At 73.2% G+C, this 25,879-nt stretch carries 27 protein-coding genes; 11 read left to right on the top strand and 16 right to left on the bottom strand.

Annotation, left to right across the window (positions count from 1 at the left end):
• Positions 1–13: 13 nt before the first annotated feature.
• Positions 14–235 (top strand): hypothetical protein, encoded by a 222-nt coding sequence (locus ACBJ32_RS57275; protein WP_375134028.1) that lies wholly within the window; start codon positions 14–16, stop codon positions 233–235.
• Positions 232–600 carry a hypothetical protein gene (locus ACBJ32_RS57270; protein ID WP_375134027.1) on the top strand — a complete coding sequence of 123 codons (369 nt, stop codon included), beginning with the start codon at positions 232–234 and terminating at the stop codon, positions 598–600. Before ACBJ32_RS57275 ends, ACBJ32_RS57270 begins: the two co-directional genes overlap by 4 nt.
• A 158-nt stretch (positions 601–758) precedes the next feature.
• Here ACBJ32_RS57270 and ACBJ32_RS57265 read toward each other — a convergent pair whose 3' ends face one another.
• The 3 genes from ACBJ32_RS57265 to ACBJ32_RS57255 are packed head-to-tail and all read right to left on the bottom strand — an operon-like array spanning position 759 to position 4,224.
• Complete coding sequence (locus ACBJ32_RS57265; protein ID WP_357885770.1) at positions 759–1,616, bottom strand: geranyl diphosphate 2-C-methyltransferase; 858 nt, start codon at positions 1,614–1,616, stop codon at positions 759–761.
• A 40-nt stretch (positions 1,617–1,656) separates the two neighbouring features.
• Positions 1,657–2,802, bottom strand: coding sequence for a family 2 encapsulin nanocompartment cargo protein terpene cyclase (locus tag ACBJ32_RS57260; protein WP_375134026.1), 1,146 nt, complete (start codon positions 2,800–2,802; stop codon positions 1,657–1,659).
• Between the two features lie 27 nt (positions 2,803–2,829).
• Positions 2,830–4,224 (bottom strand): family 2B encapsulin nanocompartment shell protein, encoded by a 1,395-nt coding sequence (locus tag ACBJ32_RS57255; RefSeq protein WP_357885774.1) that lies wholly within the window; start codon positions 4,222–4,224, stop codon positions 2,830–2,832.
• A 147-nt stretch (positions 4,225–4,371) separates the two neighbouring features.
• On the opposite strand from ACBJ32_RS57255, the gene ACBJ32_RS57250 reads away from it, so the two are divergent.
• The gene (locus ACBJ32_RS57250) at positions 4,372–5,172 is read left to right on the top strand and encodes an SDR family oxidoreductase (RefSeq protein ID WP_375134025.1); all 801 of its coding nucleotides are present in this window, start codon (positions 4,372–4,374) and stop codon (positions 5,170–5,172) included.
• Here ACBJ32_RS57250 and ACBJ32_RS57245 read toward each other — a convergent pair.
• Positions 5,169–5,330: a hypothetical protein gene (locus ACBJ32_RS57245; protein ID WP_375134024.1), complete on the bottom strand. Its 162-nt coding sequence runs from the start codon at positions 5,328–5,330 to the stop codon at positions 5,169–5,171. The genes ACBJ32_RS57250 and ACBJ32_RS57245 overlap by 4 nt on opposite strands.
• A gap of 120 nt (positions 5,331–5,450) precedes the next feature.
• Between ACBJ32_RS57245 and ACBJ32_RS57240 the strand changes: the two genes are divergently transcribed.
• Complete coding sequence (locus ACBJ32_RS57240; RefSeq protein WP_375134023.1) at positions 5,451–6,620, top strand: phosphatidylserine/phosphatidylglycerophosphate/cardiolipin synthase family protein; 1,170 nt, start codon at positions 5,451–5,453, stop codon at positions 6,618–6,620.
• Positions 6,621–6,743: 123 nt separating this feature from the next.
• Here the strand turns inward: ACBJ32_RS57240 and ACBJ32_RS57235 are convergent, their stop codons facing one another.
• The 3 genes from ACBJ32_RS57235 to ACBJ32_RS57225 form a co-directional block, all read right to left on the bottom strand.
• Positions 6,744–7,547, bottom strand: a complete 804-nt coding sequence (locus ACBJ32_RS57235; protein ID WP_375134022.1) for an alpha/beta hydrolase — start codon at positions 7,545–7,547, stop codon at positions 6,744–6,746.
• Between the two features lie 153 nt (positions 7,548–7,700).
• Positions 7,701–8,492 (bottom strand): maleylpyruvate isomerase family mycothiol-dependent enzyme, encoded by a 792-nt coding sequence (locus tag ACBJ32_RS57230; RefSeq protein ID WP_375134021.1) that lies wholly within the window; start codon positions 8,490–8,492, stop codon positions 7,701–7,703.
• Positions 8,493–8,554: 62 nt separating this feature from the next.
• Positions 8,555–9,496: an MBL fold metallo-hydrolase gene (locus tag ACBJ32_RS57225; protein ID WP_375134020.1), complete on the bottom strand. Its 942-nt coding sequence runs from the start codon at positions 9,494–9,496 to the stop codon at positions 8,555–8,557.
• Between the two features lie 76 nt (positions 9,497–9,572).
• On the opposite strand from ACBJ32_RS57225, the gene ACBJ32_RS57220 reads away from it, so the two are divergent.
• Positions 9,573–10,241 carry a TetR/AcrR family transcriptional regulator gene (locus tag ACBJ32_RS57220; RefSeq protein ID WP_375134019.1) on the top strand — a complete coding sequence of 223 codons (669 nt, stop codon included), beginning with the start codon at positions 9,573–9,575 and terminating at the stop codon, positions 10,239–10,241.
• Between the two features lie 3 nt (positions 10,242–10,244).
• Here the strand turns inward: ACBJ32_RS57220 and ACBJ32_RS57215 are convergent, their stop codons facing one another.
• Both ACBJ32_RS57215 and ACBJ32_RS57210 read right to left on the bottom strand, forming a co-directional pair.
• Entirely contained in the window at positions 10,245–10,841 is a 597-nt protein-coding gene (locus ACBJ32_RS57215) for a TetR/AcrR family transcriptional regulator (protein WP_375134018.1), read from the bottom strand.
• Positions 10,842–10,901: 60 nt separating this feature from the next.
• Positions 10,902–12,125 (bottom strand): MFS transporter, encoded by a 1,224-nt coding sequence (locus ACBJ32_RS57210; protein ID WP_375134017.1) that lies wholly within the window; start codon positions 12,123–12,125, stop codon positions 10,902–10,904.
• A 74-nt stretch (positions 12,126–12,199) separates the two neighbouring features.
• On the opposite strand from ACBJ32_RS57210, the gene ACBJ32_RS57205 reads away from it, so the two are divergent.
• The 3 genes from ACBJ32_RS57205 to ACBJ32_RS57195 all read left to right on the top strand — a co-directional run bounded on the left by ACBJ32_RS57205 (position 12,200) and on the right by ACBJ32_RS57195 (position 15,253).
• Positions 12,200–12,772, top strand: a complete 573-nt coding sequence (locus ACBJ32_RS57205; protein WP_375134016.1) for a CGNR zinc finger domain-containing protein — start codon at positions 12,200–12,202, stop codon at positions 12,770–12,772.
• A 139-nt stretch (positions 12,773–12,911) separates the two neighbouring features.
• On the top strand, positions 12,912–14,300 hold the full coding sequence (locus ACBJ32_RS57200) for an amino acid permease (RefSeq protein WP_375134015.1): 1,389 nt from the start codon (positions 12,912–12,914) through the stop codon (positions 14,298–14,300).
• A gap of 68 nt (positions 14,301–14,368) precedes the next feature.
• The gene (locus ACBJ32_RS57195) at positions 14,369–15,253 is read left to right on the top strand and encodes a sigma-70 family RNA polymerase sigma factor (protein ID WP_375134014.1); all 885 of its coding nucleotides are present in this window, start codon (positions 14,369–14,371) and stop codon (positions 15,251–15,253) included.
• 9 nt (positions 15,254–15,262) lie between these two features.
• Here ACBJ32_RS57195 and ACBJ32_RS57190 read toward each other — a convergent pair whose 3' ends face one another.
• On the bottom strand, positions 15,263–15,841 hold the full coding sequence (locus ACBJ32_RS57190) for an XRE family transcriptional regulator (RefSeq protein ID WP_357885799.1): 579 nt from the start codon (positions 15,839–15,841) through the stop codon (positions 15,263–15,265).
• A 94-nt stretch (positions 15,842–15,935) separates the two neighbouring features.
• Here ACBJ32_RS57190 and ACBJ32_RS57185 point away from each other — a divergent pair, with 94 nt between their 5' ends.
• Positions 15,936–17,540, top strand: coding sequence for an FAD-dependent oxidoreductase (locus tag ACBJ32_RS57185; RefSeq protein ID WP_375134013.1), 1,605 nt, complete (start codon positions 15,936–15,938; stop codon positions 17,538–17,540).
• On the opposite strand, the gene ACBJ32_RS57180 is transcribed toward ACBJ32_RS57185, so the two are convergent.
• Entirely contained in the window at positions 17,521–18,186 is a 666-nt protein-coding gene (locus tag ACBJ32_RS57180) for a flavin reductase family protein (protein WP_375134012.1), read from the bottom strand. The two genes, ACBJ32_RS57185 and ACBJ32_RS57180, sit on opposite strands and share 20 nt — an antisense overlap.
• 61 nt (positions 18,187–18,247) lie before the next feature.
• The gene (manA, locus tag ACBJ32_RS57175) at positions 18,248–19,420 is read right to left on the bottom strand and encodes a mannose-6-phosphate isomerase, class I (protein ID WP_375134011.1); all 1,173 of its coding nucleotides are present in this window, start codon (positions 19,418–19,420) and stop codon (positions 18,248–18,250) included.
• Between the two features lie 144 nt (positions 19,421–19,564).
• On the opposite strand from manA, the gene ACBJ32_RS57170 reads away from it, so the two are divergent.
• Together ACBJ32_RS57170 and ACBJ32_RS57165 are read left to right on the top strand one after the other, a co-directional pair.
• Positions 19,565–20,194: a TetR/AcrR family transcriptional regulator gene (locus ACBJ32_RS57170; protein ID WP_375134010.1), complete on the top strand. Its 630-nt coding sequence runs from the start codon at positions 19,565–19,567 to the stop codon at positions 20,192–20,194.
• Positions 20,191–21,093 carry an ABC transporter ATP-binding protein gene (locus ACBJ32_RS57165; RefSeq protein WP_357885809.1) on the top strand — a complete coding sequence of 301 codons (903 nt, stop codon included), beginning with the start codon at positions 20,191–20,193 and terminating at the stop codon, positions 21,091–21,093. Before ACBJ32_RS57170 ends, ACBJ32_RS57165 begins: the two co-directional genes overlap by 4 nt.
• A gap of 44 nt (positions 21,094–21,137) precedes the next feature.
• Here the strand turns inward: ACBJ32_RS57165 and ACBJ32_RS57160 are convergent, their stop codons facing one another.
• The 4 genes from ACBJ32_RS57160 to ACBJ32_RS57145 all read right to left on the bottom strand — a co-directional run bounded on the left by ACBJ32_RS57160 (position 21,138) and on the right by ACBJ32_RS57145 (position 25,518).
• Positions 21,138–22,445: a cytochrome P450 gene (locus ACBJ32_RS57160; RefSeq protein WP_375134009.1), complete on the bottom strand. Its 1,308-nt coding sequence runs from the start codon at positions 22,443–22,445 to the stop codon at positions 21,138–21,140.
• Entirely contained in the window at positions 22,442–23,542 is a 1,101-nt protein-coding gene (locus tag ACBJ32_RS57155) for an FAD-dependent oxidoreductase (RefSeq protein WP_357885813.1), read from the bottom strand. Before ACBJ32_RS57155 ends, ACBJ32_RS57160 begins: the two co-directional genes overlap by 4 nt.
• Positions 23,539–24,465, bottom strand: a complete 927-nt coding sequence (locus ACBJ32_RS57150; protein ID WP_357885815.1) for a hypothetical protein — start codon at positions 24,463–24,465, stop codon at positions 23,539–23,541. The genes ACBJ32_RS57155 and ACBJ32_RS57150 overlap by 4 nt, the downstream gene beginning before the upstream one ends.
• A 72-nt stretch (positions 24,466–24,537) precedes the next feature.
• Positions 24,538–25,518, bottom strand: coding sequence for a hypothetical protein (locus ACBJ32_RS57145; RefSeq protein ID WP_375134008.1), 981 nt, complete (start codon positions 25,516–25,518; stop codon positions 24,538–24,540).
• Between the last annotated feature and the right edge of the window lie 361 nt (positions 25,519–25,879).

Raw genomic sequence — 25,879 nt, 5'->3', positions numbered from 1 at the left:
TTCAGGAGACACGATGATCCACCGCTTCACGGTCGGCGACCTGTCGTGCGCCGTCATCAGCGACGGCCAGCCCGAGCCGCCCTGGGAGCCGCCGCTGGCCGAGTTCTACACCCCCGCCACGGGGGTGCCGGAGCACGAGCTGCGGGCCGCCACAGCGGAGGAAGGGCTCGGCAGGACCACACTGACCTGCGGGTACAACTGCCTGTGCGTCAGCGCCGGCCCGCGCAGGAGGTGATCAGGCTCTTCGGCGAGCGGCTGCGCCCCGTCGAGTACGGCATCGAGCTCCTGCCCGGCGTGCACACCGTCGACGCCGCCGGCCACACCCCGGGACACACGGCAGTCCTGCTGCGCTCGCGCGGGGAACGGCTGCTCTGCCTCGGCGACACCTTCTACGACCCGCTCCAGCTCGCCCACCCCGCGTGGCGCACGCCCTGGGACCACGACGCCGCCCGCTCGGTCGGCAGCCGCCGCCGGCTGCTGGCCTGGGCCGCCGACGAGAGCCTGCTGGTGCACGCCTACCACCTGCCCTTCCCCGGCCTGGGCCGGATCGAGCGCCGGGCGGACGCCTTCGCCTGGAGACCGCTCGCCGCCGGATCATGACACCGAGGTGAAAGATCTCCCGCCGCAAGCCGCTCTCATGGCCTCCATCCGGAGACTACGAGCCGTCGTGCGGTCGCCGATGGCCCGGCAGGGGCGCGTCGCCGCGTGGAGGGCTGCCGGGCGAAAGGGGAGGGCAGGGGAGGGGAGCAGGCCGGGCGTCAGACCCGGTCGGCCGCGATCAGCAGGTACTGGAAGCTGCCGCTCTTGTACGCCTCCAGGAAGGCGTCCTCGATCCCGGTGGCCAGATGCGTCCTGGCCCGCAGCTCCCAGTACGGGATGGTCGCCGCCGTGAGGTCCACCACGCTCACCGGCACGAGGCGGTGTGCGGCCAGCTCCTTGAAGTAGGTGCTGCGCGAATGGATGTCGCAGATGTAGTGGGCGTTGATCTGGCTGATGGCGCGCGAGGGCAGGCCGTAGGCGTCGTTGTAGCAGCCGGTGATGCAGACGTAGCGGCCGCCGCGGCGCAGCAGCCTGGAGTGCTCGGCGAACAGCAGCGACAGCTCGACGTACATCGTGCTCTCGTTGTTCCAGATGGCCTGGAAGTCGCCGGTGGGGAAGCCGGTGTCGAGCATGTTGCGAAAGTGGAAGCGCACCTTGTCGTCCACGCCGCGCTCCTTGGCCTGCTGGTTGGCGAAGGCGACCTGGGACTCGGAGATCGACACGCCGTCCACCTGGCAGCCGGTGCGCAGGTTGGCCAGGAAGCTGGAGCCGCCGCGGCCCGACCCGGCGTCCATGACGCGGTGCTCGGGGCGGAGCGGGCCGAGATGCGCGATGAGCGTCTCCGCCTGCGCGCTCTCCAGCCGGTGCAGCTCGTTGACGACGCGTCTCTCCCGGGTCTCGGCGGGGCCGTCGAGCACCGACCAGTCCACCTCACCGATGCCGTAGTGGTGGTGGTACAGGCCGTCCACCTCCCCCAGGCGCAGGTTGACCGGATTCTCCTCGGCATTCCAGTAGTCGGCGACGGACTGCTGGTAGAGGCTGCTCAGAACGGGGACAGCGTTCGGGGTGACGGTCACCTCGGGCTCCTTCCTGGTTGTGATCAACGGGGTCGTCGGGTCAGGACTGGTAGCGGCTCGTACTGCCGTGCCACTCGATGCCCCCGGCCATCCACGCCTGCGCGCCGCGCAGGAAACGCTTCAGCTCGGGGGAGGGCAGGGCGGACAGCTCCCGCTGGCTCTGCTCGAACCCGCGGACGAACTCGTTGTGCAGGTGGACCGTGCGCTCGACGGCCTCGCGGGTCGAGCAGCCCTCCTCGGCGGCCATGAGCAGCACCACGTTGGAGTCGGGCAGCTCGTCGGCCGCCTCCTTGGCCGCCGAGTGCAGGTCGTTGACCAGCACGGCGGCGGTGCCCGCCTGCATGAGGGCGGTGTGGAAGCGCCGCTCCGCGAACAGGTGCGGCGACAGCTCGTAGCCGCCGACGATGTCGATGAGCACCATGGAGGTGTAGAAGCTGTCGTGCTGGCGGGCCGCCAGGTAACGCCACACCGGCGGCGGCGTCTCCAGGAAGCGCCAGGCGGCGTAGGCCGCCCAGCTCACGTACATCTGGCTGGTGATGTTGCACAGCCGCATGATCTGCGCCGACGTGGCGTGGCGGGCGGCGTGGCTGGTGGCCGAGCGCAGCGCGACCAGCACGGGGTCGCTCCTGATGGCCTCCTCGAGCTGCTCGGTGTAGCCGCCGGCGTCCGGCGGCGGGTCCATGGCCGACATGACCAGCGCCAGCCTCGGCGGCAGCTCGGTGGGCGTGGCGCCCAGATCGGTCTCGTCGGCGTAGTAGTCGTCGGCCGCCCACCAGGCGCTGTTCATCTGCGCCGCGATCAGCAGCATGTCCGGGTCGTCGGTGTCGGTGTGGGTGAGCATGGCCAGCCGCCCGAACCCCGTCGAGGCGAACTCCGCCATCCGCCCCTCGTGCAGCCCGATCCGCTCCGCCCACGCCACCAGCCGCCGGTCCACCTCCGCGCCCAGCACGTCGTCCACGCGGTCGGCCTCGGGACAGTAGAGCGGCGGGTACGTGCCGTCCCCCCAGTCGCGCTCCCGGTAGGGCAGCGGCGACAGGCTGTGGCCGCCGAGCCTGCCGGAGCCGCCGCAGGAGGGCGGCTGGTGCCCGTCCCCCTCCTCGAACGTGTGCCGGTACGGCCGCAGCGCCGAGCGCAGGCTGAGCGTGTACGAGCCCAGGCCCGTCGGCCCGGCTGGGATGTCAGACATAACGCGCCTCTTCCTGGGGCGGGCGGGTCACGAGCGCGGGGCGGCGACGTCGACGTCCTCGAGGATCCCGATCGCGTCGGGCACCAGGATCGCCACCGAGTAGTAGGCGCTGACCAGGTACGACATCACGGCCTGCGCGTTGATGCCCATGAAGCGCACGTTCAGCCCCGGCTCGAACTCCTCGGGGATGCCCGTCTGGTAGAGCCCGACCACGCCCTGGTCGTCCTCGCCCGTCCGCAGGGCCAGGATCGACGTGGTGCGATGCGGCGAGATCGGGATCTTGCCGCAGGGGAAGATCGGGATGCCCCGCCACGCCGGCACCTCGTGCCCGTTCACCTCGGTGCTGCCCACGACCAGCCCGCGCTTGTTGCACTCGCGGAAGAACGCGGCGATCGCCTTGGGATGGGCCAGCAGCAGCCGGGTCTTGCGCCGCATGCTGATCAGCTCGTCGAGGTCGTCGGGGGTGGGCGGGCCCGACCAGGTGTAGATGCGCTGGTCGTAGTCGGTGTTGTGGAGCAGCCCGAACTCGCGGTTGTTGAGCAGCTCCGACTCCTGGCGCTCGCGCAGCTCGTGGATGGTCAGGCGGAGCTGCTGCTCGATCTGGTTCATCGGGTCGTTGAACAGGTCGGCGACCCGGGTATGGACCCGCAGGATGGTCTGGGCGACGCTCAGCTCGTACTCGCGGGGGTGCAGGTCGTAGTCCACGAACGTGCCGTCGATGACCGGCTCGCCGGTGTGACCGGCCGACAGGCGCACGGCCGCCTCGCCGCGGCGGTTGACCGGCCTGCGCAGCGTGTCGAGGTATCCCGCGAGGTGCTCGCGCAGCGCGGCCGAGCGATCCGCCACGCGCCGCAGGCCGTCGCGCGGGGCGAACAGGACGGTGCACGGCGTGGCGGCCCTGAACGTGCACGGCCAGCGGGCCTCGTCCTCGACGAGGACCTCGTCGCCGAACTGGTCGCCGTCGGCGATGACGCCGAGGAACTGCGTGGCGCCGTACCGGCCGGTGGACAGGCGCTCGACCCGGCCGTGCGCGATCACCCAGGCGCCGGTGACGGGATCGCCCTCCTCGGCGACGACGTCTCCGGGCCGCAGCTCGCGCACCGCGAACTCGCCGGCGATGGCCGTCAGCACGCCGTCGTCGCCGAAGCCGCGCAGCGCGGGGATCTCCGTCAGCGTCCCCGGCACGATCCGCACGTCGCCGGCCCCGCCCGGCACCACGCCGACGCGCCCGCGCCCCGGCCGGTGCGTCAGCCGCCGGTTGACCCGGTACGTCCCGCCGCGCACGTCGACCCAGGGCAGCATGCGCAGCAGCCAGCGGGAGCTGACGGCCTGCATCTGCGGACGGGTCTTGGTGGTCGTGGCCAGGTTGCGCGCGGCCCGGGTGTCCAGGCTGAGCCGGGTTTCCGTCGGGTCCGTGGGCATTCTTCCTCCGGGGGGTCGGGCAGGCAGTCGCTACTAAAAGTAGTTATATGGCCACGCAGCGTAGAGTCTCTTGATCGATAGGAATGCTGTCGGGCAGGTGAGCCCGATATGGCTTGCAGGTGAGTACCTGCGACAACCGGAGGGAACATGAACGACGCGTACGACACCGTGGCCATCGTCACGGGAGCCGACTCCGGCATCGGCAAGGCCACCGCGGTGGCGCTGGCCGAGCAGGGCTTCGACGTCGGCATCACCTACCGCTCCGACCGCGACGGTGCCGAGGAGACCGCCCGCCTCGTCCGCGACCACGGGCGGGCGCCCGCGATCCGGCAGCACGACCTGACCGACCCCGTACGGGCCGCCGCGGTCGTGGACGAGCTGGCCGGCGAGCTGGGCGGGCTCGGCGTGCTGGTGAACAACGCGGGCACCGGCAGCCACGAGCCGCTGCTGGAGATGGCGTACGAGCGCTGGCGGGAGGTCCTGGCCGTGGACCTCGACGGCGCGTTCCTGTGCGCCCAGCGGGCGGCCAGGCGCATGGTGGCCACCGGGCGGGGCGGCCGGATCGTCAACGTCACCAGCGTGCACGAGGAGTACCCGAAGATGGGCTCGGGCCCGTACTGCGCGGCCAAGGGCGGGCTGCGCATGCTCAGCCGGGTGCTGGCGCTGGAGCTGGCCGACCACGGCATCACCGTCAACACGGTGGCGCCGGGCGAGATCGCCACCCCCATGACGGGGCAGGAGGACCTGCCGCCGCAGGAGGGCAGCCGGCCGGGCAACCCGATCCCCAGGCCGGGCGACGCCCGCGAGGTCGCGGCCGTCGTGGCCTTCCTGGCCGGGCCGGCCGCCTCGTACGTCACGGGCGCGACGGTGTTCGTGGACGGCGGCATGACGCTGATGGGCCCGCAGGGCGCCTCGGCCCTGGGTTCCGGCGAGTGGCGCAAGCTCTAGCCTGCCCGCATGGACAAGAGCCGGACCTGGGCGAGCGTTTCCTGGTGTGCTTCCTCGCGGCGATCGACGCCGCCCGGGACGAGGGTGCCCTCAGGGCTGCCGGTGCCGCGCTGGTCCTGGGACGGCCCGGCGGGGCTCGCCGGGTAGATGATGTTCATCGACCGTTCGGCACGCTGACCGCGGCCCGTCACCGTGATCGCAACCGGGCGTTCCACCCTCGTTTCGGACCAGTCCCAAAGCACCGATCAAGGCTGGCCGTAACGCTGGAGGAGCCCCGCATGCCGAGCACGTCCCTGTCCGTCCTGGCCGCCGGAGTCGCCGTGGCCGCCGCCGCGCTCGCCGGAGCGGGGCCGGCCACCGCCGAGTCGTCCGGGTCGTCCACCTGCGCCGGCGCTCCCACCGGACCGGTGACGACCGGCGCGGTGTTCAGCGAACCTGTCGGCGGGGACCCGGTCGCGATCGTGCGGACCCTCTGCGGCCTGGTCAAGCAGACGCCCGCGGGGGCGAGCATCCAGATCGCCCACTTCGTCATGTCCGGCACGGCCGGCGCCGAGTTCGCCGCAGAGCTGCTCGAAGCCCACCGGCGCGGCGTCGAGGTCCGCGTCGTGCTCGACGGCGACCAGCGGGGCGCGGCCGTGGCCGCCCAGCTCGCGGCCGGGCTCGGCACCGACCTCACGGGCGACTCGTGGCTGCACGTGTGCACCGGCCCGATGTCGGGCGGCACCGCCGCCTGCATCGGCGACAAGGGGCAGCACAACAAGTTCTACCTGTTCTCGCGGGCCGGCGGGGCCTCCGACGTGGTGGTGCAGTCCTCGGCCAACCTGACCGACCTGAACTCCACCACGTACTGGAACAACGCCCTCGTCCTCACCGGCGACAGGCGCCTGTACGCCGCGTACGACGCCTACTTCGCCGACCTGGCCGCCGAGCGGAAGAACCTCGACTACTACCGCGTCGTGCAGACGCGCAGCGCCCGCGCGCACTTCTTCCCCAAGGCGGACGGCGACCCGATCGTGGACCACCTCGGCAAGGTCTCCTGCCGGCGCGGCACCACGATCAGGGTCGGCATGTCCGAGTGGGACGCCTACCGCGTCGCCATCGCCGAGCGGCTGCGCGACCTGGCCGGCGACGGGTGCCGCGTGCAGGTCGTGTACGGGATCGCCGCCGACGAGGTCAAGGCCGTCCTGGCCGCGCAGCCGCGCATCGAGCTGAGCACCCTCGGCTCCGGCAGCGCGCTGCCCGGCCGCATCCACTCCAAGTACCTGCTCATCGAGGGCTCCTACGACGGCGACCGCGACGCGCGCTGGGTCCTGACCGGCAGCCACAACTACAACGAGACCTCGCTGCGCCGCAACGACGAGACGCTGCTGCGGCTCAACGACAGGAGCGTCTACCGGCAGTACGTGGCCAACTTCGAGCGCATGCGGGCCGCCGCCTCCCAGGCCTGACAGCCGCACGGGCCCGGCAGCCGACATGATCCGGCGGCCGGCACGGTACCGGCGGCCGGCACGATCCAGGCGGCCGGCACGATCCAGGCGGGATCTGCCGGCCGCCTGCAGAGGAAACCTGGCTCACCAGCCCCGGCCGCGCAGGAAGGCGGCGCACCGCGCGGTCCAGTCGCCCACGACCGGGTCCTCCTCCGCCAGCCCGAGGCCGTGCCTGCCGCTGGGGTACACGTGCACCTCCTGCGCGACGCCGTGCCGGGCCAGCGCCTGGGAGAGCGACAGGGTGTTCTCGACGGGCACGGACTCGTCGTCGGCGGTGTGCCACAGGAACACGGGCGGCGTGTCCCCGGTCACCCGGTTCGCCAGCGAGAGCTCCTCGCGTACGGACTCGGGGGCGCCCGCGCCGAGCAGGTTCTCGGCCGACCCCCGGTGCGCGGCCGGGCCGGTCAGCGTGGTGACGGGGTAGCACAGCACCGCCAGCCCGGGCCGGGGATCGGCCTCGTCCACGGCGTCGTGCGGGCCCTCCGCCAGCATCGGGCCGGTCCCGGTGGCGAGCAGCCCGGCCAGGTGGCCGCCCGCCGAGAACCCCAGCACCCCCACCCTGGCCGGATCCACGCCGGCGCCCTCCGCGTGGTGCCGCACCCAGCGCACCGCCCTGGCGGCGTCGAGGAGGGGGAGCGGGTGGCGGTGCGGCGCGATCCGGTAACGCAGCACGAACGCCGCCACACCGAGCGAGTTCAGCCACCGCGCGACCGGGGCGCCCTCGTGGTCGGCCAGGTGGTGGTAGGCGCCGCCGGGCAACACCACGACCGCGGGCGCAGGGCCGCCGCCGGGCAACACCACGACCGCGGGCGCAGGGCCGCCGCCGGGCGCCGGGAAGGCGGTGATGGTGACCTCGCCGGTCGTGGGCCACAGGGGGTGCTCGCTCATGTTCCGTGCCTTTCGTGTCGATCGAGGACGGATAGTAGCGAGTGCGACCGGCCGGTACGTTGCCCGCCATGCTGGACGGTCGCGACGGGATCGGCTGGGCCGTCGCCGCGTCACGCCTGCGGCCCGGCGACCGGCGGGGCGGTCGCGGCTCGGCTAGTAGCCGGGGAAGACGCGGCGCAGCAGGTCGAGGTCGGCGGCGCCGGTCGTGGCGACGCCCTCGGGCGTGTGGCGCGGCGCGAGGCGGCCCGCCACGAGCCGCAGCCACGACTCCGCAGGCAGCAGCAGCGTGCCGTCGGCCGTGCCGGGAACGTCGAAGTCCACGCTGACGCGCTCGCCCAGCCGCAGCGCGAAGTCCGACGCCGGGTCCGTCGTGGTGACGTGCACGACCGCGCGCCGGCCTTCGAGCCGTTCCGGCTTGGCGGCCCAGCCGAGGAGGTCGGGCGCCCCGTGCAGGAGCTCGCGGGTGGCGTCCGGCGCCAGGGTGGCGTGCTCGTCGAAGGCGACCTGCACGTCCCACGCGTGCAGGGTCAGCTCGCTGAGCCGCATCCGCCCGGCCGTGGCCACGTCGACCGGCTCCGGCAGGAAGCCCAGGTCGATGCGCAGGCTCGCCCGCGTGTCCTGGTCGAGCGACTCGTACAGCTCGGTCAGGGCCTGGCTCGACCGGAGGAAGCCGTCGGCGCGCTGCCGGCGCGTCATGGCGTTCCACCGGTCCCAGACCGGCTGCATGAAGTCGCGGCCGGGACCCGGCTCGCCGTCGAGGGCGGCGCGGAGGGTGGCACGCGTGATCTCGGCGCCGCTCCCGAGGTGGCTGAGCACCTCCGAGACGTCCCATTCGGCCGAACCCGAGCGCCGGGCCAGGTCGTCGTCGGCGAACGAGGACACGGTCGCGGCCAGGGAGTCGTGTCCGGTACGAAGTGCGGTGATCACCGCGTCAGGGCTGGTCATCTGGTCTCCAAAGGGTGAGTACGGAGCCCGTGTCCGCCGGGGCTCCCGGTAGGGCGGTGCGCTCAGGCCGTGGCGGCGGCCTCGTAGAAGCTCCTGGCGGTGAGCGCGATCCACTCGGGCCGCTCCCAAGTGTCCCAGCGGTCACGGGCCTCCCGGTCGATCTGCGCCGCCGCCTCGCCGGCGGAGAGACCGGCGGCGCGCAGGCGCCCGGCCTCGTCGCGTACGTAGGCCAGGTAGTCGCGGACCTCCGTGATCAGCGAGGCGCCGGTCACCTCCCCGTGCCCCGGGACGACGATCTCGGGGCCGAGCCCGGAGAGCCGGTCGAGCACGCCGATCCACCGGGCGCCGTCCACGTCGGCGTCGTGCGGCGGGAAGTACGGGGTGATCGGGAAGATCCGGGTCTCGAACAGGTCGCCCCCGAACAGGACGCGGTCATCGACGAGCACCACCTGGTCGGAGGCGGTGTGCGCCGGGCCGACGGGACGCAGCCGCGCCAGCCGGCCGCCGAGGTCGAGCTCGGCCTCGCCGTCGTGGACGAGGTCGGGGCCGGTGAGTTCCACGCCTTCGAGCTCGGCAGCCACGCTCGCGCCCAGCCCCCGGAACATGTCCAGGTAGGCGCGGCCCTTGCGGCGCAGCTCGTCGCGCTGGCCCCGGTTGTAGACGATGGTCGCGGCGCCCTTGAAGGCCTGCGCGCCGAAGCCGTGCTCGGGGTGGAAGTGGGTGACGGTCAGGTACAGGCGGCGGTCGCCGGCCAGGCGGCGGGCCTGCTCCAGGACGTACGCGCCGTTGCGCGGGCCCAGCCCGGTGTCGATGACCAGCGCGGCCTCGTCCCCGACGACGATGCCGACGTTCGGCACCAGCTCCACGCGCCGGTCGGGGATCACGAAGACGCCGTCGGCGACCTGCACCGGCTCGCCCGCCACGACCGGTGGCGGCGCGCCGGTCAGGCCGGGCGCGCCCGGCGCGGTGTTCGGCGTGCCGGGTGGGTGTTCGGTGGGGCACATCCCAGGCTCCGATCTGATCAGCGTTCAGATTGCATCGCGAGCCTAACATCGATCTGAGCACTGTTAAGATCCGGGCATGGGCAAGCGGCGGTACCACCACGGAGAGCTGCGCGGCGCGCTGCTGGACGCCGCCGAGGCGCTGGTACGCGAGCGCGGAGCCGACGGCTGGTCGCTGCGGGAGGCCTCGGCGCGGGTCGGCGTCAGCCCGAGCGCCGCCTACCACCACTTCTCCTCGCGCGACGCGCTCGTCCACGCCCTGTCGGAGCGCGTCCTCACCCGGCTGGGGGAGCGGATGGCCGCCGCCACGGCCGCCGCCGGGCGTGGTTCCGATCCGCTGCGGCGCCTGGTCGCCCTGGGGTGCGGCTACGTGCGCTGGGCCGTGGAGGATCCGGCGGTCGCCCGCCTCGCCTTCGGGGCCGGCGCGACCGGCCCCGCACCCGCGATCACGCCTCACCCGCACGACGTCCTCGACGCGGAGCTGGACCGGCTCGTCGAGGCGGGCGCCCTGCCCGCCCCGTCGCGCGCCGGCGCGGAGTTCGTTGTCTGGGCGGCGCTGCACGGGCTCGCCGTCCTGCTCATCGACGGGCTCGTGCACCTCGACGGCCCTCAGGCCGTGGACCAGGAGGCGGACCGGGTCGTCCGGGCCGTGCTGAACGGCCTGGCCCAGGAGCCGCCACCGCCGCGGGAGCGACCGGCTCCCCGCTCCGCCCACACGGAGCGCCGCGCCGGGCGCTCCGCCACGTGACGCTCAGCGCGCCGTCACGGCACCGTCGAGCACCGAGGCGACGACCGAGCGGACGTCCTCGGGCCAGAGCGGCAGGCCGTCCAGGCCGGCGAACAGCAGGTGCGCGGCCCCCACCAGCGTGGGAGCGAGCCGGTCGACCTCGGCGCCGGCCGCGATGCGGCCGAGGTCCTGCTCGGCGGTGAGGTAGTCGGACAGGATGATCCCCATCTCCGTCAGGACCGGGACGCCCCCGACCGGTCTGGCCTCGCGCAGCCGGACGCGCACCTGGTTGTGGAAGGTGACCAGGGCGACGATCGACACGGCGACCGGGTCGAAGAGCTTGATCAAGGCGTCGGAGAGGTTGTCGACCACGGTGCCCGTCCCGGCGGAATCCCGCAGGACGGCGCCCTGGGCCTGCATCAGGCCGATGCGGTTGAGCACGAACTCGGCGAGGAAGGCGTCGAAGGACTCGAAGTGCCGGTGCAGGACCCCCTTGGCGCAGCCGGCCTGCGCGGTCACCGCCCGGCTGGTCAGCGCGTCCGGGCCGCCCTGCCGCAGGACCTGCTCGGCCGCGGCGAAGAGCTGGTCCCGCGGGTCGCGCAGGTGCACCCCTGTCGGCATGGTCGATCCTCTTCCGCCCCTGGACGACGCCGCCCGCCTTGACGAACGGGCGAGTGCCCACTATTGTGGGCCTGCGCCCACTATAGCGCAGGAGTCCTGCGCGCTGCCCTGCCTGCGCAGCAAGGGTCTGATCACGGTGAGCTGCGCCGCGGCCAGCAGCAGGCACGCGAGAGCCAGCCCGCCCCACAGGCCTTCCGGTCCGGCGCGCTCCAGTAGTTGCGTGCCGCACAGAGGCGCCAGGACGGTGGCGAAACCCCAGCAGGTGCCGAAGACCGACAGGTAACGCCCCCGCGCGTCCCGGGGCGCGATGTCGACGACGAGGGCGTAGCTGCGCCCGAACATCAGCACGTCACCGGCGCTCCACACCACCGTGGCGGCGAGGTGGCCCGGCAGCCCGTCCGCGGCGGCGTAGCCGGCCAGCCCCGCGGTGAGCAGCAGGTAGCCGGACGTCATCGCCGCATGGTGGGACAGCCCGGCCGTCCACCGCAGCAGCGGCTGGCAGAGCACCATCACGACGGCCGAGACGGCCGACAGCAGCCCGGCGTCGGCCGCCTCCAGCCCGCGCCGTACCAGGGCCAGTGGCATCGCCATCCCGACCTGCATGAAGATCACCGCGAAGAGCGTGCCGGAGAGCAGGAGCACGAGGAGCCTGCGGTCGCGCCAGGCCGACCCGCTGCCGGCCGCCTGCCCCCCGGCCGGGCGGGCGGCAGGAGGCGGATCGGCGGGCAGCACGAGGCGGATCACGGCCGCGCAGATCAGGCAGCTCACGGCGTCCGCGACGAACAGCCAGCGCAGGTCCCACCGGCCCAGGCCCGCGGCGATCAGGCCGGCGCCCATGCCGCCCACCGCCAGAGCCGTGTTGAACAGGCTGAACGCCTGTGCCTGCTGGGCGGGCCGTACGGCGTCGGCGATCATCGCCTGCGACGGCGGCTCGTAGATCTCGAAGACCAGCCCGAGCAGGACGGCGAACACCGCGACCATCGCCACGGAGCCGGAGACCGCGATGCCCGCCTGCGCCAGCGCGCACCCCACCAGCCCGGCGACGATCGTGCGGCGGCGGCCGAACCGGTCGGCCAGCACGCCGCCCAGCAGCCGCGAGGGGATCGTGGCCAGGCCGAAGGCGGCGGAGACCGCCCCGGCGGCGACCACGCCCACCCCGAAGTCGCTGGTGATCAGCACGGTGAGGAACCCGATGGAGAAGGCTCCCAGCCGGTTGATCGCCCGTGCCAGGACGAGCCACCACACCGTACGCGGCAAGCGCCCCGCACCCCTGGTGATCGGCACGTTCACCTCCCATGTGACCGACGAACCTGATAACGTCAGTCACGGACACTAGGGCGGAAGGAGTGACCAGTCAAGTGTTGTTCGATAGTCACGTGGCGATCCTGCTCGACACCGCGGTATCGCTCGTGAACGTGCTGACCGACGGCGGCGACCGCGGCAGGCCCTACGTCGCGCCCCAGGGCGACTCGCTGCCGGACATGATCCGCGCCGTGCTGCCGGGCAACGTGACGGTGTCCATGGAGGAGGCCCTCTACCTGGCCGGGACCACGCTCAAGGTCCGGCGCGTGTTCGAGGCCATGGACGCCCGGCGGGAGGACGACGCCGCCGCCGTCGTCAACGCGCTCGTCATCAGCACCGGCGCGCGGCCCCAGCTCGACCGCGCTCCCGGCGAGCCGTGGCAGGTCCACTTCCACGGCGCCGACGACAGCCTCGCCGTGGGGTGGAGCGCGGGCATCGCCTCCGCGCTGACGCTGGCCATCGGCAGCGACCTCGGGGGGCGGCTCGGGGTCTGCGAGGCCAGGCAGTGCGACCGCGTGTACGTGGACGCCTCCCGCAACGGGGTGCGCCAGTTCTGCTCCCGCTCCTGCCAGAGCCGGATGAAGGCGGCGGCCTTCCGCGCCCGCTCGACCGCCCGCCACTCCGGCTGAGGCGGTCGTCTTCCGGAGCGCTGCCCAAGACCTTCACCGGCAAGATCCAAAGAACGTCCTCGGGCAGCGCGCCGCAGGTTAACCGCCGTCCAGAAGGGAAGGTCGCACCCACGGAGCGGACATCGGCAGTGGGGGCGTCATGGTCACTTCGCGCAGCGTCTTCCGGCGCAAGCCGGTGGCGCAGATCGCCACGGAGCACGAGGGGGAGCTGTCCAGGTCGCTCGGGCTGTGGCAGCTCACCGCCATCGGCGTGGGCGGCATCATCGGCGCGGGCATCTTCGCCCTGGCCGGCGCGGTCGCCCACGAGAGCGCGGGCCCGGCCGTGCTCGTGTCGTTCCTCATCGCGGGCATCGCCAGCGCCGCCGCCGCGCTCTCCTACGCCGAGTTCGCCGGCCTGATCCCGAAGGCCGGCTCGGCCTACACCTACGGGTACGCGGTGCTGGGGGAGATCGTCGGCTGGTTCATCGGCTGGGACCTGCTGCTGGAGTACACCGCGATCGTCGCGGTCGTGGCCATCGGCATCTCCGGCTACTTCGGCTTCCTGCTCCAGCACCTCGGCATCACGCTGCCCGCCTGGTCGCTCGGCGCGCCCGGCACCGGGCCAGGGCACGTGGTGGACCTGTTCGCGGTGGTGCTGTGCCTGCTCATCGCGGCGCTGCTGAACCTCGGGATCCGCGCGGCGGCCAGGTTCGAGACGTTCGTGGTGGCGATCAAGGTCGCGGTCGTGCTGCTGGTCATCGTGGTCGGCTTCTTCTACATCGACACCGCCAACTACACGCCGTTCTTCCCGTTCGGGGTCGGCGGCGCCATCACCGGCGCCGCCACCGTGTTCTTCGCGGTGTTCGGCTACGACGCGATGAGCACCGCGGCCGAGGAGTCGCGCGACGCGACGCGGCACATGCCCAAGGCGATCATCTACTCGCTGCTCATCTCCATGGTCCTGTACGTGCTGGCCTGCCTCGTCCTGACCGGCATGCAGAACTACCGGGAGATCGACCCGGAGAGCGGCTTCTCCTCGGCCTTCGCCGCCGCCGGGCTGTCGGGCCTGGCGACGGTCATCGCGGTGGGCGCCATCGTCGGCATCCTCACCGTCATGTTCACGTTCATGCTCGGCGTCACCCGGGTCTGGTTCTCGATGAGCAGGGACGGGCTGCTGCCGGCCTGGTTCGCCAGGCTGCACCCCGTGCGCAGGGTGCCCACGCGGGTCACCTGGATCGTGGGCGTCGCCTCGGCGCTGATCGCCGGGTTCCTGCCCATCCAGGAGGCGGCCGAGCTGACGAACATCGGCATCCTGCTGGCGTTCGTGGTGGTGTGCGTGGCGGTGATCGTGCTGCGCTACCGGCAGCCGGAGCTGCCGCGCTCGTTCCGCACGCCGTGGATGCCCGTGGTGCCGGCCGTGGGGGTGCTGTTCTCGATCTGGCTGATCACCTTCCTCGCGCCGGTGACGTGGCTGCGCTTCGCCGCCTGGTTCCTGCTCGGGCTGATCGTCTACTTCGCCTACAGCAAGCGGCACTCCGCGCTGGAGTGAGCGCGTCACATCGGGCCGCCCGCGAACGTCAGTGTGGTGACGGACGCACGACAGCGAGACGAGGCCCGATGAACGATCGTGAATTCCTGGCAGGCCGGTTCGAGGCGCACCGGGGGCACCTGAAGGCGGTGGCGTACCGGATGCTGGGCTCGCTCAGCGAGGCCGAGGACGCCGTTCAGGAGGCGTGGCTGCGGCTGAGCCGCACCGGCCCCGGCGATGTGGAGAACCTGGGCGGCTGGCTGACCACGGTCGTCGGCCGGGTGTGCCTCGACATGCTGCGCGCCCGCACCTCGCGCCGCGAGGAGTCGCTGGAGGCGCGCATGCCCGACCCCGTGGTGAGCCCCGCCTCCGGGCCCGACCCCGAGCAGGCGGCGCTGCTGGCCGACTCCGTCGGGCTGGCGCTGCTGGTGGTGCTGGAGTCGCTCACCCCGGCCGAGCGGCTGGCGTTCGTGCTGCACGACATGTTCGCGGTGCCGTTCGAGGAGATCGCGCCGCTCGTCGGGCGCTCCCCGGCCACGGCCAGGCAGCTCGCCAGCAGGGGCAGGCGTCGGGTACGCGGCGCCGCGCCGGTGCCCGACCCCGACCTGTCCAGGCAGCGGGAGATCGTCGAGGCGTTCATCGCGGCCGCGCACCGCGGCGACTTCGCGGCGCTGGTGGCCGTGCTCGACCCCGACGTGGTGCTGCGCGCCGACGCCGGCGCGCTGACCGGCGGCCTGGCGGAGGTCCGCGGCGCGGCGAACGTGGCCGGCCAGGCGCTGACGTTCCGCCGCTACTCGCCGTCCACCGCGCACTCTGCGCTGGTCAACGGCCTGGCCGGGGTGGTCAACACCGTGGACGGCAGGCCGTCGGCGGTCATGAGCTTCACGATCACGGACGGCCGCATCGTCGAGATCGACATCCTCGCCGACCCGGAGCGGCTGGCCGAGCTCGACCTGGCGGTGCTCGGCGACTGAGCCGGGGCGTCACTTGGCGGCGGGGCGGGCCCGCACGTGCATGCGCTCGCCCTGCGGGCCGAACAGCGCCAGCACCTCGGTGGGCTCGTCGGCCTCGTTGACGAACGCGTGCGGCGTGCGGGTGTCGAACTCGGCCACCTCGCCCGCCCCCAGCACCACGTGATGCTTGCCGAGCAGCAGGCGCAACCGCCCTGAGAGCACGTACAGCCACTCGTAACCCTCGTGGACCTGCTGCTCCGGCTCGTAGCCCGGCCACCCCGGCGGGTAGATCTGCTTGAACGCCTGCAGCCCGCCGGGCCGCCGGCTCAGCGGGACGTACGTCATGCCGTGCCGCTTGAGCGGCCGCATGTGCACCCGCGGGTCACCCGTCACCGGGGCGTCGATCAGCTCGTCGAGCTGCACCTGGAAGGCGTCGGCCAGCAGCAGCATCAGCTCCAGCGTGGGCTTGCGCCCGCCGGACTCCAGCCGCGACAGGGTGCTGACCGAGATGCCGGTGCTCTTCGACAGCTCCGCCAGCGTCGTGCCCCGCTCCTGGCGCATCGCCCGCAGCCGCGGGCCGACCGCCTGCAGCACCACCTCGAGTTCCACCCGCCCTACTTTGCCATTTCAGCAAGGAAGTTTGTCAACCGGGGCGTGGCTGGCGCACAGTGGCGCTGCAGTGAACGAGCGAGAGGAGCCGCGCATGGACGCGACATACGACGTGGTGGTGATCGGCGGCGGGGCCGCCGGGCTGAGCGGGGCCCTCGCGCTGTCCCGGGCGCGCCGCAAGGTGCTGGTGATCGACTCGGGACAGCCCAGGAACGCCCCGGCGCAGGGCGTGCACGTGCTCCTGGGCCACGAGGGCGTGCCGCCCCGCGAGCTGCTGGCCACCGGCCGCGCGGAGGTGACCGGGTACGGCGGGCAGATCGTGACGGGCACCGTCACCGCCGCGGAGCGGCTCGGCGACGGGCGCTTCCGCGTGTCCCTGGCGGACGGCTCCACGGTCGAGGCGGACCGGCTGCTGGTGGCCACCGGCCTGGTGGACGAGCTGCCGCCGGTGCCGGGGCTGGCCGAGCGGTGGGGCCGCGAGGTGCTGCACTGCCCGTACTGCCACGGCTGGGAGGCCCGCGACCAGGCCATCGGCGTCGTGGCCACCAGCCCGCTGGCCACGCACCAGGCCCTGCTGTGGCGGCAGTGGAGCGACGACGTGATCCTCTTCCTGCACACGGCCCCCGAGCCGGGGGAGGAGGCCCGCGAGCAGCTCGCCGCCAGGGGCGTCACCGTGGTCGAGGGCGAGGTGACCGGGGTCGTGGTGACCGGTGACCGCCTGGCGGGCGTGCGGCTGGCCGGCGGCAGGGAGGTGCCGCGGCAGGCGCTGGCCGTCGGCACCCGCCTGAACGCCCGGCTGGACGGGCTCGAAGGGCTCGGGCTGGAGACGGCCGACCAGGAGATGAACGGGTTCGTCATCGGCACCTACATCCCGGCCGACCCCATGGGCAAGACCGGCGTGCCGGGCGTGTACGTGGCGGGCAACGTGAACAACGTGGTCGACCAGGTCGTCAGCGCCTCGGCGGCGGGCGTGCGGGCCGGCGCGGCCATCAACGCCGACCTGGTCGCCGAGGAGGCCCGCGCCGCCGTGGCCGCCCGCCGCGCCGCGATCGCGGCGGCCCCGCCGGGGCACATCCCCGGCGAGGTGACGGACGAGGAGTTCTGGGACGGCCGCTACCGCCAGAGCGAGAAGATCTGGAGCGGCGAGCCCAACGCCGCGCTCGTCCGCGAGGTCTCCGACCTGCCGCCGGGCACCGCGCTCGACCTGGGCAGCGGCGAGGGCGGTGACGCCATCTGGCTGGCCCGCAAGGGCTGGCGGGTCACCGCCGCCGACATCTCCGGCGTCGCCCTGCGCCGTGCCGCCCGCCACGCCGAGGAGGCGGGCGTGGCCAAGCAGATCGACTGGCAGCGGCACGACCTCGCGCAGTCGTTCCCCGAAGGCGCCTACGACCTCGTCACCGCCTGCTACCTGCACTCCAGCAAGGACATGCCGCGCGAGCAGATCCTGCGCAGGGCCGCCGCCGCGGTCGCGCCCGGCGGGGTGCTGCTGGTCGCCGGGCACGCCGGCTGGCCGGCCTGGCAGCAGCACGACCACCCGGACGTGCACTTCCCCACGCCGCAGGAGGTGTTCGACTCCCTGGAGCCGGCGGAGGGGGAGTGGGAGGTGCTGCGCAGCGAGGAGTTCGAGCGCACCCAGAACGGCCCCGACGGCCGGCCGACGACCCGCACGGACAACGTGCTCATGATCCGGCGGCGTTGAGCGCTGTGCCGAGTGCCGTGTCAGGTGCCGGCGCAGGGGTCTGGCTGCGGTAGGAGTGGCCGAGCTGGGGGCCGAGGCCGAAGTAGTGGCGGAAGTTGTAGATGAGCGGGCTCCACGCGGCCGGGTCCACGTGCTGGGTCCCCGGCACGACGAGGCGGGGGTCGGCGTGCACCCGGGTGACGACGGCCTCGACGATGACGAACGAGGCCGAGACGTCCTGGCGCACGCGCTGCGCCCGCGCCTCGAACTGCAGGGGGCACTCGGCCACCCGCGGCGGCCGCACCCCGTCGGACGGTTCGGGACGCAGGCCGGCGGCGCCGAACTTGTCGGGCTCGAAGCGGCACCCCGCGTGCTTCGTGGCCGGTACGGGGTGGCGGCCGGTCAGCGGAGCCAGGCGCTCCACCGCCTCCCACTGGTGCGGGGCGGGCAGGTTGATCACCAGCTCGGGCCGTTCGGCGAGGTTGCGGGCGCTCTGCCCCTCCTCGCCCAGCCCGAGCACGATCACCTTGTCCAGGGCCCAGGCCGACGACATGGGGGCGAGGTTGAAGGAGCCGTCCGGGTTCTCGGTCGAGAGCAGCGCGACAGGGGTGCCGAAGTACAGGACGCTGGGCTCGATGGTCACGTGGTCGATCGCGGGGTCAGTCACGGCCGCAGCCTAGGGACGGGACGTTCAACCGGCGGTCGAAACGTTCCCGCCCCTCGGTGATCTACTTTGTAAAGGCGCCGGGCTGGGCGAGATAGGCCGTGCCCTTCCCGGAAACCCGCGTCGAAGGGGCGGCGGCCGGGACGAAGGCGGACTGTCCCGGCCGTAGCGTCAGGTCGTCGCCGAGCCTGGCCTCGCCTTCGACGCAGAGCACGATCCCCGGCACGCCGCCGGGCAGGATGTGGGCGCCGGCCCCGGTCAGCTCGTACCGGGTGAGGGCGAACTCGGGGGCGGGCGGACGGTAGCCGTAGGCGCCCGAGCCGTCGGCCACCGGCTCGACGCGGTGCGGGTCGGACGGGGTGAAGTCCACGACGCGCATGAGCTCCGGCACGTCCACGTGCTTGGAGGTGAGCCCGCAGCGCAGCACGTTGTCGGAGTTGGCCATGATCTCCACCCCGATGCCGCCGAGGTAGGCGTGCGGCACGCCGGCGCCCAGGTAGAGCGCCTCGCCGGGCCGCAGCGTGACGTGGTGCAGGAGGAGCGCGGCCACGATGCCGGGGTCGCCGGGGTAGGCGCGGGCGATGCCGGCGTAGGCGGCCAGGCCGGGGTCCGGCGACTCCAGCAGGGCCGCCTCGGCCTCGGCGCGCAGCGGTCGCGCGGCGTCGTTCAGCATCGCGGCGAACACGGCGCGCAGCGCCTGGGCCGGCTCCCCGGCGCGCAGGGTCTCGCTCCAGGGGTCGAGGCCGGGCACGCCGAGCCGGTCGAGCAGGCCGGCGGCGGCCTCGGGGGAGCGGAAGCCGCACAACCCGTGGAACGGGGTGAGCGCGCAGACCATCTCCGGCTTGTGCGAGGCGTCCTTGTAGGTGCGGGCGAAGTCGTCCAGCGGGATCCCGCGGGCGTTCTCGTCGGCGTACCCGGCCTCGGCCTGCGCGGTCGTGGGGTGGACCTGGAGGGAGAGCGGCCGCTCGATGGCCAGCACCTTCAGCAGGTAGGGCAGGACGGGGCCGAACCGCTCGGCGCAGCGCTCGCCGAGGGTGGCGGCGGGGTCGCGGGCGATGAGCTCGTTCAGCGGGACGCCGCCGGCGGTGGAGGGGGCTCCGGGATGGGCACCCATCCAGAGCTCGGCCTGCGGCTCGCCGGTCGGCTCGGTGCCGAACAGTTCGGGCAGGGCGGTGACCGACCCCCAGTCGTAGGGGCGGATGGTGGTGGCCAGGCGCATGGGCGTGGCGTGTGGCACGGCGGTGGCTCCAATCGTCGTCGTGTGGAGCGTAGAGCGTGGCGGTGACGTGCGTGTGGCCGGGTGCTGGACGGGCGACTATACGTGGGTATAGTTTGCTTTTCGTCAGAACAGTTCACTGTACGAGCGAACAGGAGGGGCGGGGTGACGACGACCGCGCCGGATCCCGAGGACCTCACGGCCCGCGCCCGCATCAGGGACGCGGCGCTGCGCCACTTCGGCGAGCACGGCTTCGAGCGGGCCACGATCCGCGGCATCGCCGAGACCGCGGGCGTGTCCCTGGGCCTGGTGCGCCACCACTTCGGCTCCAAGCAGGCGCTGCGCGAGGCGTGCGACGAGCACCTGATGAAGATCATGCACCGGCTGCACGAGGAGGCCGCGAGCCGGCCGCTGGGCGGGCTCAATCCCGTCGCGGCCATGGGCCCCTACCGCGACTACCTGGCGCGGGCGCTGACCGAGGGGTCGGCGGCGCCGTTCTTCGACGAGATGGTGCGCATCGGCGTGCAGTGGCTCGAAGAGGCCGACCGGCGCCTGCCGGATCCGCCCGGCGTCGGCCCGCGGGCGCGCGCGACGGTGATCGCCGCGATGGCGCTGTCGTTCAGCGTGCTGACGAAGCACGTCGAGCGCGGCCTGGGCGTGTCGCTGGAGAGCACACAAGGACAGCACGAGCTGCTGCGGGCCCTGCTGTACGTCTACTCCCACCCGCTGCTCACCCCCGAAGAGGCCGCGGAGGCCCGCGCCGCCCTCGATCGACGCGAACGGAGCACCTCATGACCGACGCCATCACCGTCTCCGGGCTGCGCAAGCGGTTCGGGCGCACCAGCGCGCTCGACGGGCTCGACCTCACCGTGCGGGCGGGCGAGGTGCACGGCTTCCTGGGGCCGAATGGCGCGGGCAAGAGCACCACGATCCGGATCCTGCTCGGCATGATGCGCGCCGACGGCGGCACCGCCAGGCTGCTCGGCGGCGACCCGTGGAGGGAGGCGGCCGAGCTGCACCGGCGCCTGGCGTACGTGCCCGGCGACGTGACGCTGTGGCCGGGCCTGACCGGCGGCGAGACCATCGACCTGCTCGGCCGGCTGCGCGGCGGGCTGGACCGGCGGCGCAGGGCCGAGCTGCTGGAGCGCTTCGACCTCGACCCGCGCAAGAAGGCGCGCACCTACTCCAAGGGCAACCGGCAGAAGGTGGCGCTGGTGGCGGCGCTGGCCTGCGACGCGGAGCTGCTGATCCTGGACGAGCCCACCTCCGGTCTCGACCCGCTGATGGAGGAGGTGTTCCGGGACTGCGTCAGGCAGGAGCAGCGCCGCGGCGACCGTACGGTGCTGCTGTCGAGCCACATCCTGGCCGAGGTCGAGGCGCTGTGCGACCGGGTGACGATCGTCCGCGACGGCCGCACGGTGGAGACCGGCACGCTGGCCGGGCTGCGCCACCTGACCCGCACCTCGATCGAGGCCGACCTGGCGGGGCCGGCCGACGGGCTGGCGGGCCTGCCGGGCGTGCACGACCTGAGCACCGCGGGCAGCCGGGTCCGGTTCACCGTGGACACGGCGGAGCTGGACCCGGTGCTGCGCCGGCTCACGGCCGCGGGCGTGCGCGGCCTCGTGAGCCGGCCGCCGACGCTGGAGGAGCTGTTCCTGCGTCACTACGACAGGACCGCCGCGCGGGCGGGCTGAGACCGGCGGCTCAGCGGGCGCGCGCACGGGCCGGGACCGATGGCTCAGCGGGCGCGCGGGCCGAGCACGACCGGCATCGTCCGCGTGCTGTTGCCCAGCAGCGTGTCCAGCGGCGGCAGCTCCTCCACCGGCCGGGCCAGCGCCATGTCGGGGAACGCCTCGAACAGCGCCTTGATCGCGATCTCGCCCTCCAGCCTGGCCAGCGGCGCGCCCAGGCAGAAGTGCGGCCCGTGCCCGAAGGCCAGGTGCGTGAACTGCGGCCGGGTGATGTCGAAGACGTGGGCGTCGTCGCCGTACTGCTGCGGGTCCCGCCCGGCGGAGGCGAAGCAGGCCAGCACGGGCTCGCCGGTGCGCAGGCGCACCCCGTCGATCTCGGTGTCGCGCACGGCGTACCGCATCGGGAAGTAGGCGATCGGCGAGTCCCAGCGCAGCGTCTCCTCCACCGCGGCGCTGTAGGGGCACTGCCCGGAGCGCAGCAGGTCGAGCTGCCCCCGCTCGGTGAGCAGCGCGCCGATGGCGTTGGTGATCAGGTTGACGGTGGTGACGTGGCCGGCGATGAACAGCAGCTCGATGGTGGCGAACAGCTCGTCCTCCGACAGCCGCCCGCCGTCCTTCTCGTGCAGCGCGAACAGGTCGCTGATGAGGTCCTCGCCGGGCGTGTCGCGGCGCTCGTCGATGATCTGGTCGAGCAGCTCGCGCAGCTCCTTGCGCAGCCCCGGCGAGTCCTCCAGGCCGCCGACCTGGGCGACGGCGTCGGTGAGCCGGTGCAGCTCGTCCTGGTGCGCGGCCGGGATGCCGATCAGCTCGGAGATGACCTCGCGCGGCAGCGGGTAGGCGAACTCCAGCCGCAGGTCCACCGGCTGGTCGGGCGGCATGGTGGCGAGCCGGTCGATCAGGCGGGCGGTGAGCTCCTCGATGCGCGGGCGCAGCCCGTTCAGCCGACGCTGGGAGAACGCGGTGGTCAGCGGCATGCGCAGCCGGCGGTGGCGCTCTCCTTCGGCGTTGAGCAGGGAGGTGTCGGTGACGATGCGGTCGATGGCCGTGCCGGGCGGCATGGCGTGCCGCGCGGTCCAGTGGTGCAGCTCCCTGGACAGGTCCGGGTGGGTCAGGACGGTCAGCAGCGTGGCGTACTGGGTGGCGGCCCAGGCGGGCACGCCCTCGGCGGTGACGGGCACGAGCGGGCCCGCCTGCCGCAGCCGGTCGTTGTCGGCGTGCATGTCGGCGGTGGCCGGGTCGAGCACGAAACGATCCCCCTGCTCGACGTGGCCGGCGCCGTCGGGGCCGGTGGCGCCGATGGCGCCGTCCGGGTGGCGCGGCTGGTCTGAGCGCTGGTCTGCGCGTTGGTCGGTCATCGCGTCAGCCCCGTCCGCGTGGGGCCGACCGCCAGCGCGGTCACGTCCATGCCCGGGTCCCGGTCGAGGTAGAGGTCGCGGACCAGCTCGCCGGCGGCCGGCGCGTTGCACAGGCCGTGGCCGGAGAAGCCGGTGGCGTACAGGAACGCCGGCGGTCCCGGCTGGTGGCCGATGAACGCGGTCTTGTCGGGGCTGGCGTCGCGAAGGCCGGTGACGGCGGTGTGCAGGCCGAGCCCGGCCAGGCTCGGGTACGTCTCGGCGAGCCGCGCGGCCACGTCCCGGCGCCACGACTCCCGGTCGGGGCCCGGATAGCCCATGCCGATGAGCAGCCGGTCGCCGCGATTGCGGATCAGCAGGCCGCTGGCGGCGTGCAGCGTGACCGGGACCTCCGGCGTGCCGGGCGGCAGCGGGTCGGTGGTGAGCAGTTCCTGCTCGATCGGCTCGGTGAGCGGCATGTCCACGCCCGCGCACCGCACCAGCGAGGCCGACCAGGCGCCGGCCGCGCACACGATCGCGTCGGCGGACAGCTCCCCGTCGGCGGTCTGCACGCGCCCGGCCTCCGGGTCGATGGCGGTGACGGGGCAGCCGGTACGCAGCGCCGCCCCCGCCTGCTCGGCGGCCCGCGCGTAGGCGGTGACGATGGCGGCGGTGTCGGAGATGTAGGCGTCGGGCGAGTACGCGGCGCCCAGCAGCGGCAGGTCGCCGATGAGCGGGTTGCGCTCCCTGGCCTCCTCGGCGCTGATCAGCTCGACGTCCACGCCGGCGGCGCGCTGGGCCGCCAGGTCGGCGTTGAACGCGGCGAGCTGGTCGGGCTCGGTGAACAGCACCAGGTAGCCGACCTGCCGCAGCGGCAGCTCGGTGCCCGGCCTGGTGGGAAAGGCCCGGTACGCCTCCAGGCTGCGGACGGCCAGCGACGAGCTGACCGGGTTGCCGGCGAAGTACGAGCGGACCACGTCGGCGGTGGCGCGGGAGGCGCCGGAGCCGAGCGTGCCACGCTCCAGGAGCGTCACGTCGACCCCCGCCTCGGCCAGGTGGAAGGCGATCGACAGCCCGATGACGCCGCCGCCGATCACCACCACCCGCGAGCCCGCGCTCATGTGGCCGCCACCGTTCTGCGCAGGTGGGCGCCCGCCTGCCACGGGAACAGGTGCAGGTTCCAGCCGCCGAGGCAGTTGCAGTAGAGCGCCATGTGGGCCATGATCGCGACGAAGTCCTCGTGGTCGTCGAGCCGCTCCAGCCCCGACAGCAGCCGCTGCGTGAAGTCCCACAGGCGGTCGAGGCCGCAGTAGCCGAGGAACTCGGCGGGCGTGTGGGCGAGTTGCCTGGTCATCTGGCGCAGCCACGGCATCGGCATGCCGTCCAGGGCGGCGCGCACGAGGCCGCCGTAGCAGCTGTAGCCGAGCGGGCGGGTCTCGCCGTTGACGAACAACAGCGTGGTCAGGACCGTCTCGTAGCTGCCCGCGCCCGACGGGATGCGGCCCTGGTGCAGGTCGAGCAGCTCCTGCGGCGGGTCCAGCCAGATGCGCTCGGTCTCGGCGTGCACCTCGGTGGCGAGCCGGTTGAGCTCCGGGTCGCCGATGGGCAGGCGGGGCAGCACGTGGCCGCCCCGCTCGCCGGCTCGCCGCACCTCGGCGATGACGGGCTGCTTGGTCTCGTAGACCGAGCGCCACACCTCGCGGCCGGCCTGGACGAGGGCGTCGAGGTCGGAGTCGACGACCTTGCCGATCGGGGTGGCCTGCATGGGCTCGGTCAGCTCGCCGTACTTGATGCCCAGGTGCTGCAGCCGGGAGCAGAACAGGGTGCCGTCGGGCACCGTGCGCCGGTCCACCTTGTACTCGGCCGGGGTGTGCAGCAACGAGTGCACCGGAGCGACGTGGTACAGGTGGTATCCGGCCACGAGGGCGTGTCCCTGGAGGCTCTGGTAGGGCAGCCCGTCCCACAGGGCCTGGGCCAGGGAGGGGTTGCGCTGGTCGAGTTCGGCGGCCACGGTGATGCCGATGCCGGGCCAGGTGATTTCCACATGCTTAGTATCGTTCACAGTACGTCACTCTAACGTCACGCTTTGTGGCGATAGTGTGCGGGGCTGGGGTATTTACCGGGAAATGACTTCGCCGGGAATCAGCAGGTCGCGGCTGCGTTCGTCGCCCCAGAGCGACGCGGGGTCGACGTACGGCCGGATCAGCGCGGTCAGCGCGGGATCGCCCCTCCCGGCGAGCTCGTCCAGCGCGATCCTGCGGGCCACGCCCGCCATCACGTCGGCGACCTGCACCCGCTCGTCCAGCTCGGAGTCGACCAGCCACAGCCCGGCCATCCGGCCGCCGAGGATCTCCCGCATCTGCGCGATCCGCTCGTCGGTCAGCGTGGTCTGCCTGTCGTGCACCACGGTCACCGGCCCGCCCGCGCCCCAGAACATGACGGCCCGGACGATGGCGGGGATGAGCGGGTCGAGGGCGGGGAAGACGTACGGGTCGTCCAGCAGCCGCTCGCGGAAGGCCGCCACGCGCGGCCTGGCCCGCCACAGCTCCTCCATGATCTCGCCCGCCGGCCCGCCCGCTCCGCGCAACGCGTCCACCAGATCGAACGTCTCCTCGACCGAGGTGGTGACGCCCTGGCCGTTCTTGGCGCGCAGCAGGTAGTTGAACGAGTCGAGCAGGGCCGTCCACCGCTCCGCCCCGAACGCCCGCCGCCCCTCCCGGTACAGCGCGGCGGCCGTGGCCCAGGCCCGCGGGTCGAGGCCGAGGCGCGGCGCGTGGTCCTCCTGGAGCAGGCCGGCGACCTTGCCGGCCACATAGAAGATCTTGTCGGTGAGGAACACGCGCACGTTGCCGAGCACGGGGCCCTCGGGGCCGAGCAGCCACAGCAGCGCCGCGCGGTGCTTGTCGCGCAGCACGTGCCCCGCGCGGTACTCCGTGGCGGGCGTGGGCGCCCGCAGCCGCAGCTCCCCGACGCAGGCGGCGGCGGCTCCGGCGTCCATCAGCACGCTGGCGTGCGCGAAGACGTCGCTGTTGCCGCCGACGAGCTTCTCGCCCTCCGCGCCGGACTCGTCGCACGCGATGTCGAGGGGGTCTGGCACATGTTTGAATCTAGCCGGGGCCGCCGCCCGCTCGCGAGGAGGTTTTTCCTCGGCGGGCCGTACGGGTGAACTGCCGGACCTCAGCCCTCGACCCTGTCGCCGGGCGGCGGGAGGATCGGCCGGTCGCCGCCCCACTCGGAGAAGGTGATGGCGAGATCCATGAGCAGGCGTCCCACGGGCTCGGGGCCCACGCTCGATCCTGGTCGCGATCCGGGACAGGGACGGCACGGTCCGGCCTAGGGCGTGTATTGGGTTGTGATCAAGGGGTGGGTCGTGTGAGGTCTTTGATCCAAATCATCGCGCCACGAAGGTGGAGGCCGGCGATGTAGCTCTCAGGGGTCTTGTCGTAGCGGGTGGCGAT

This window comes from Nonomuraea sp. GTA35 (assembly GCF_041950525.1).
Taxonomy (GTDB): Bacteria; Actinomycetota; Actinomycetes; order Streptosporangiales; family Streptosporangiaceae; genus Nonomuraea.
Note: the sequence above shows the minus strand (reverse complement) of the source record. Positions and strands in the feature narration are given on the sequence as shown.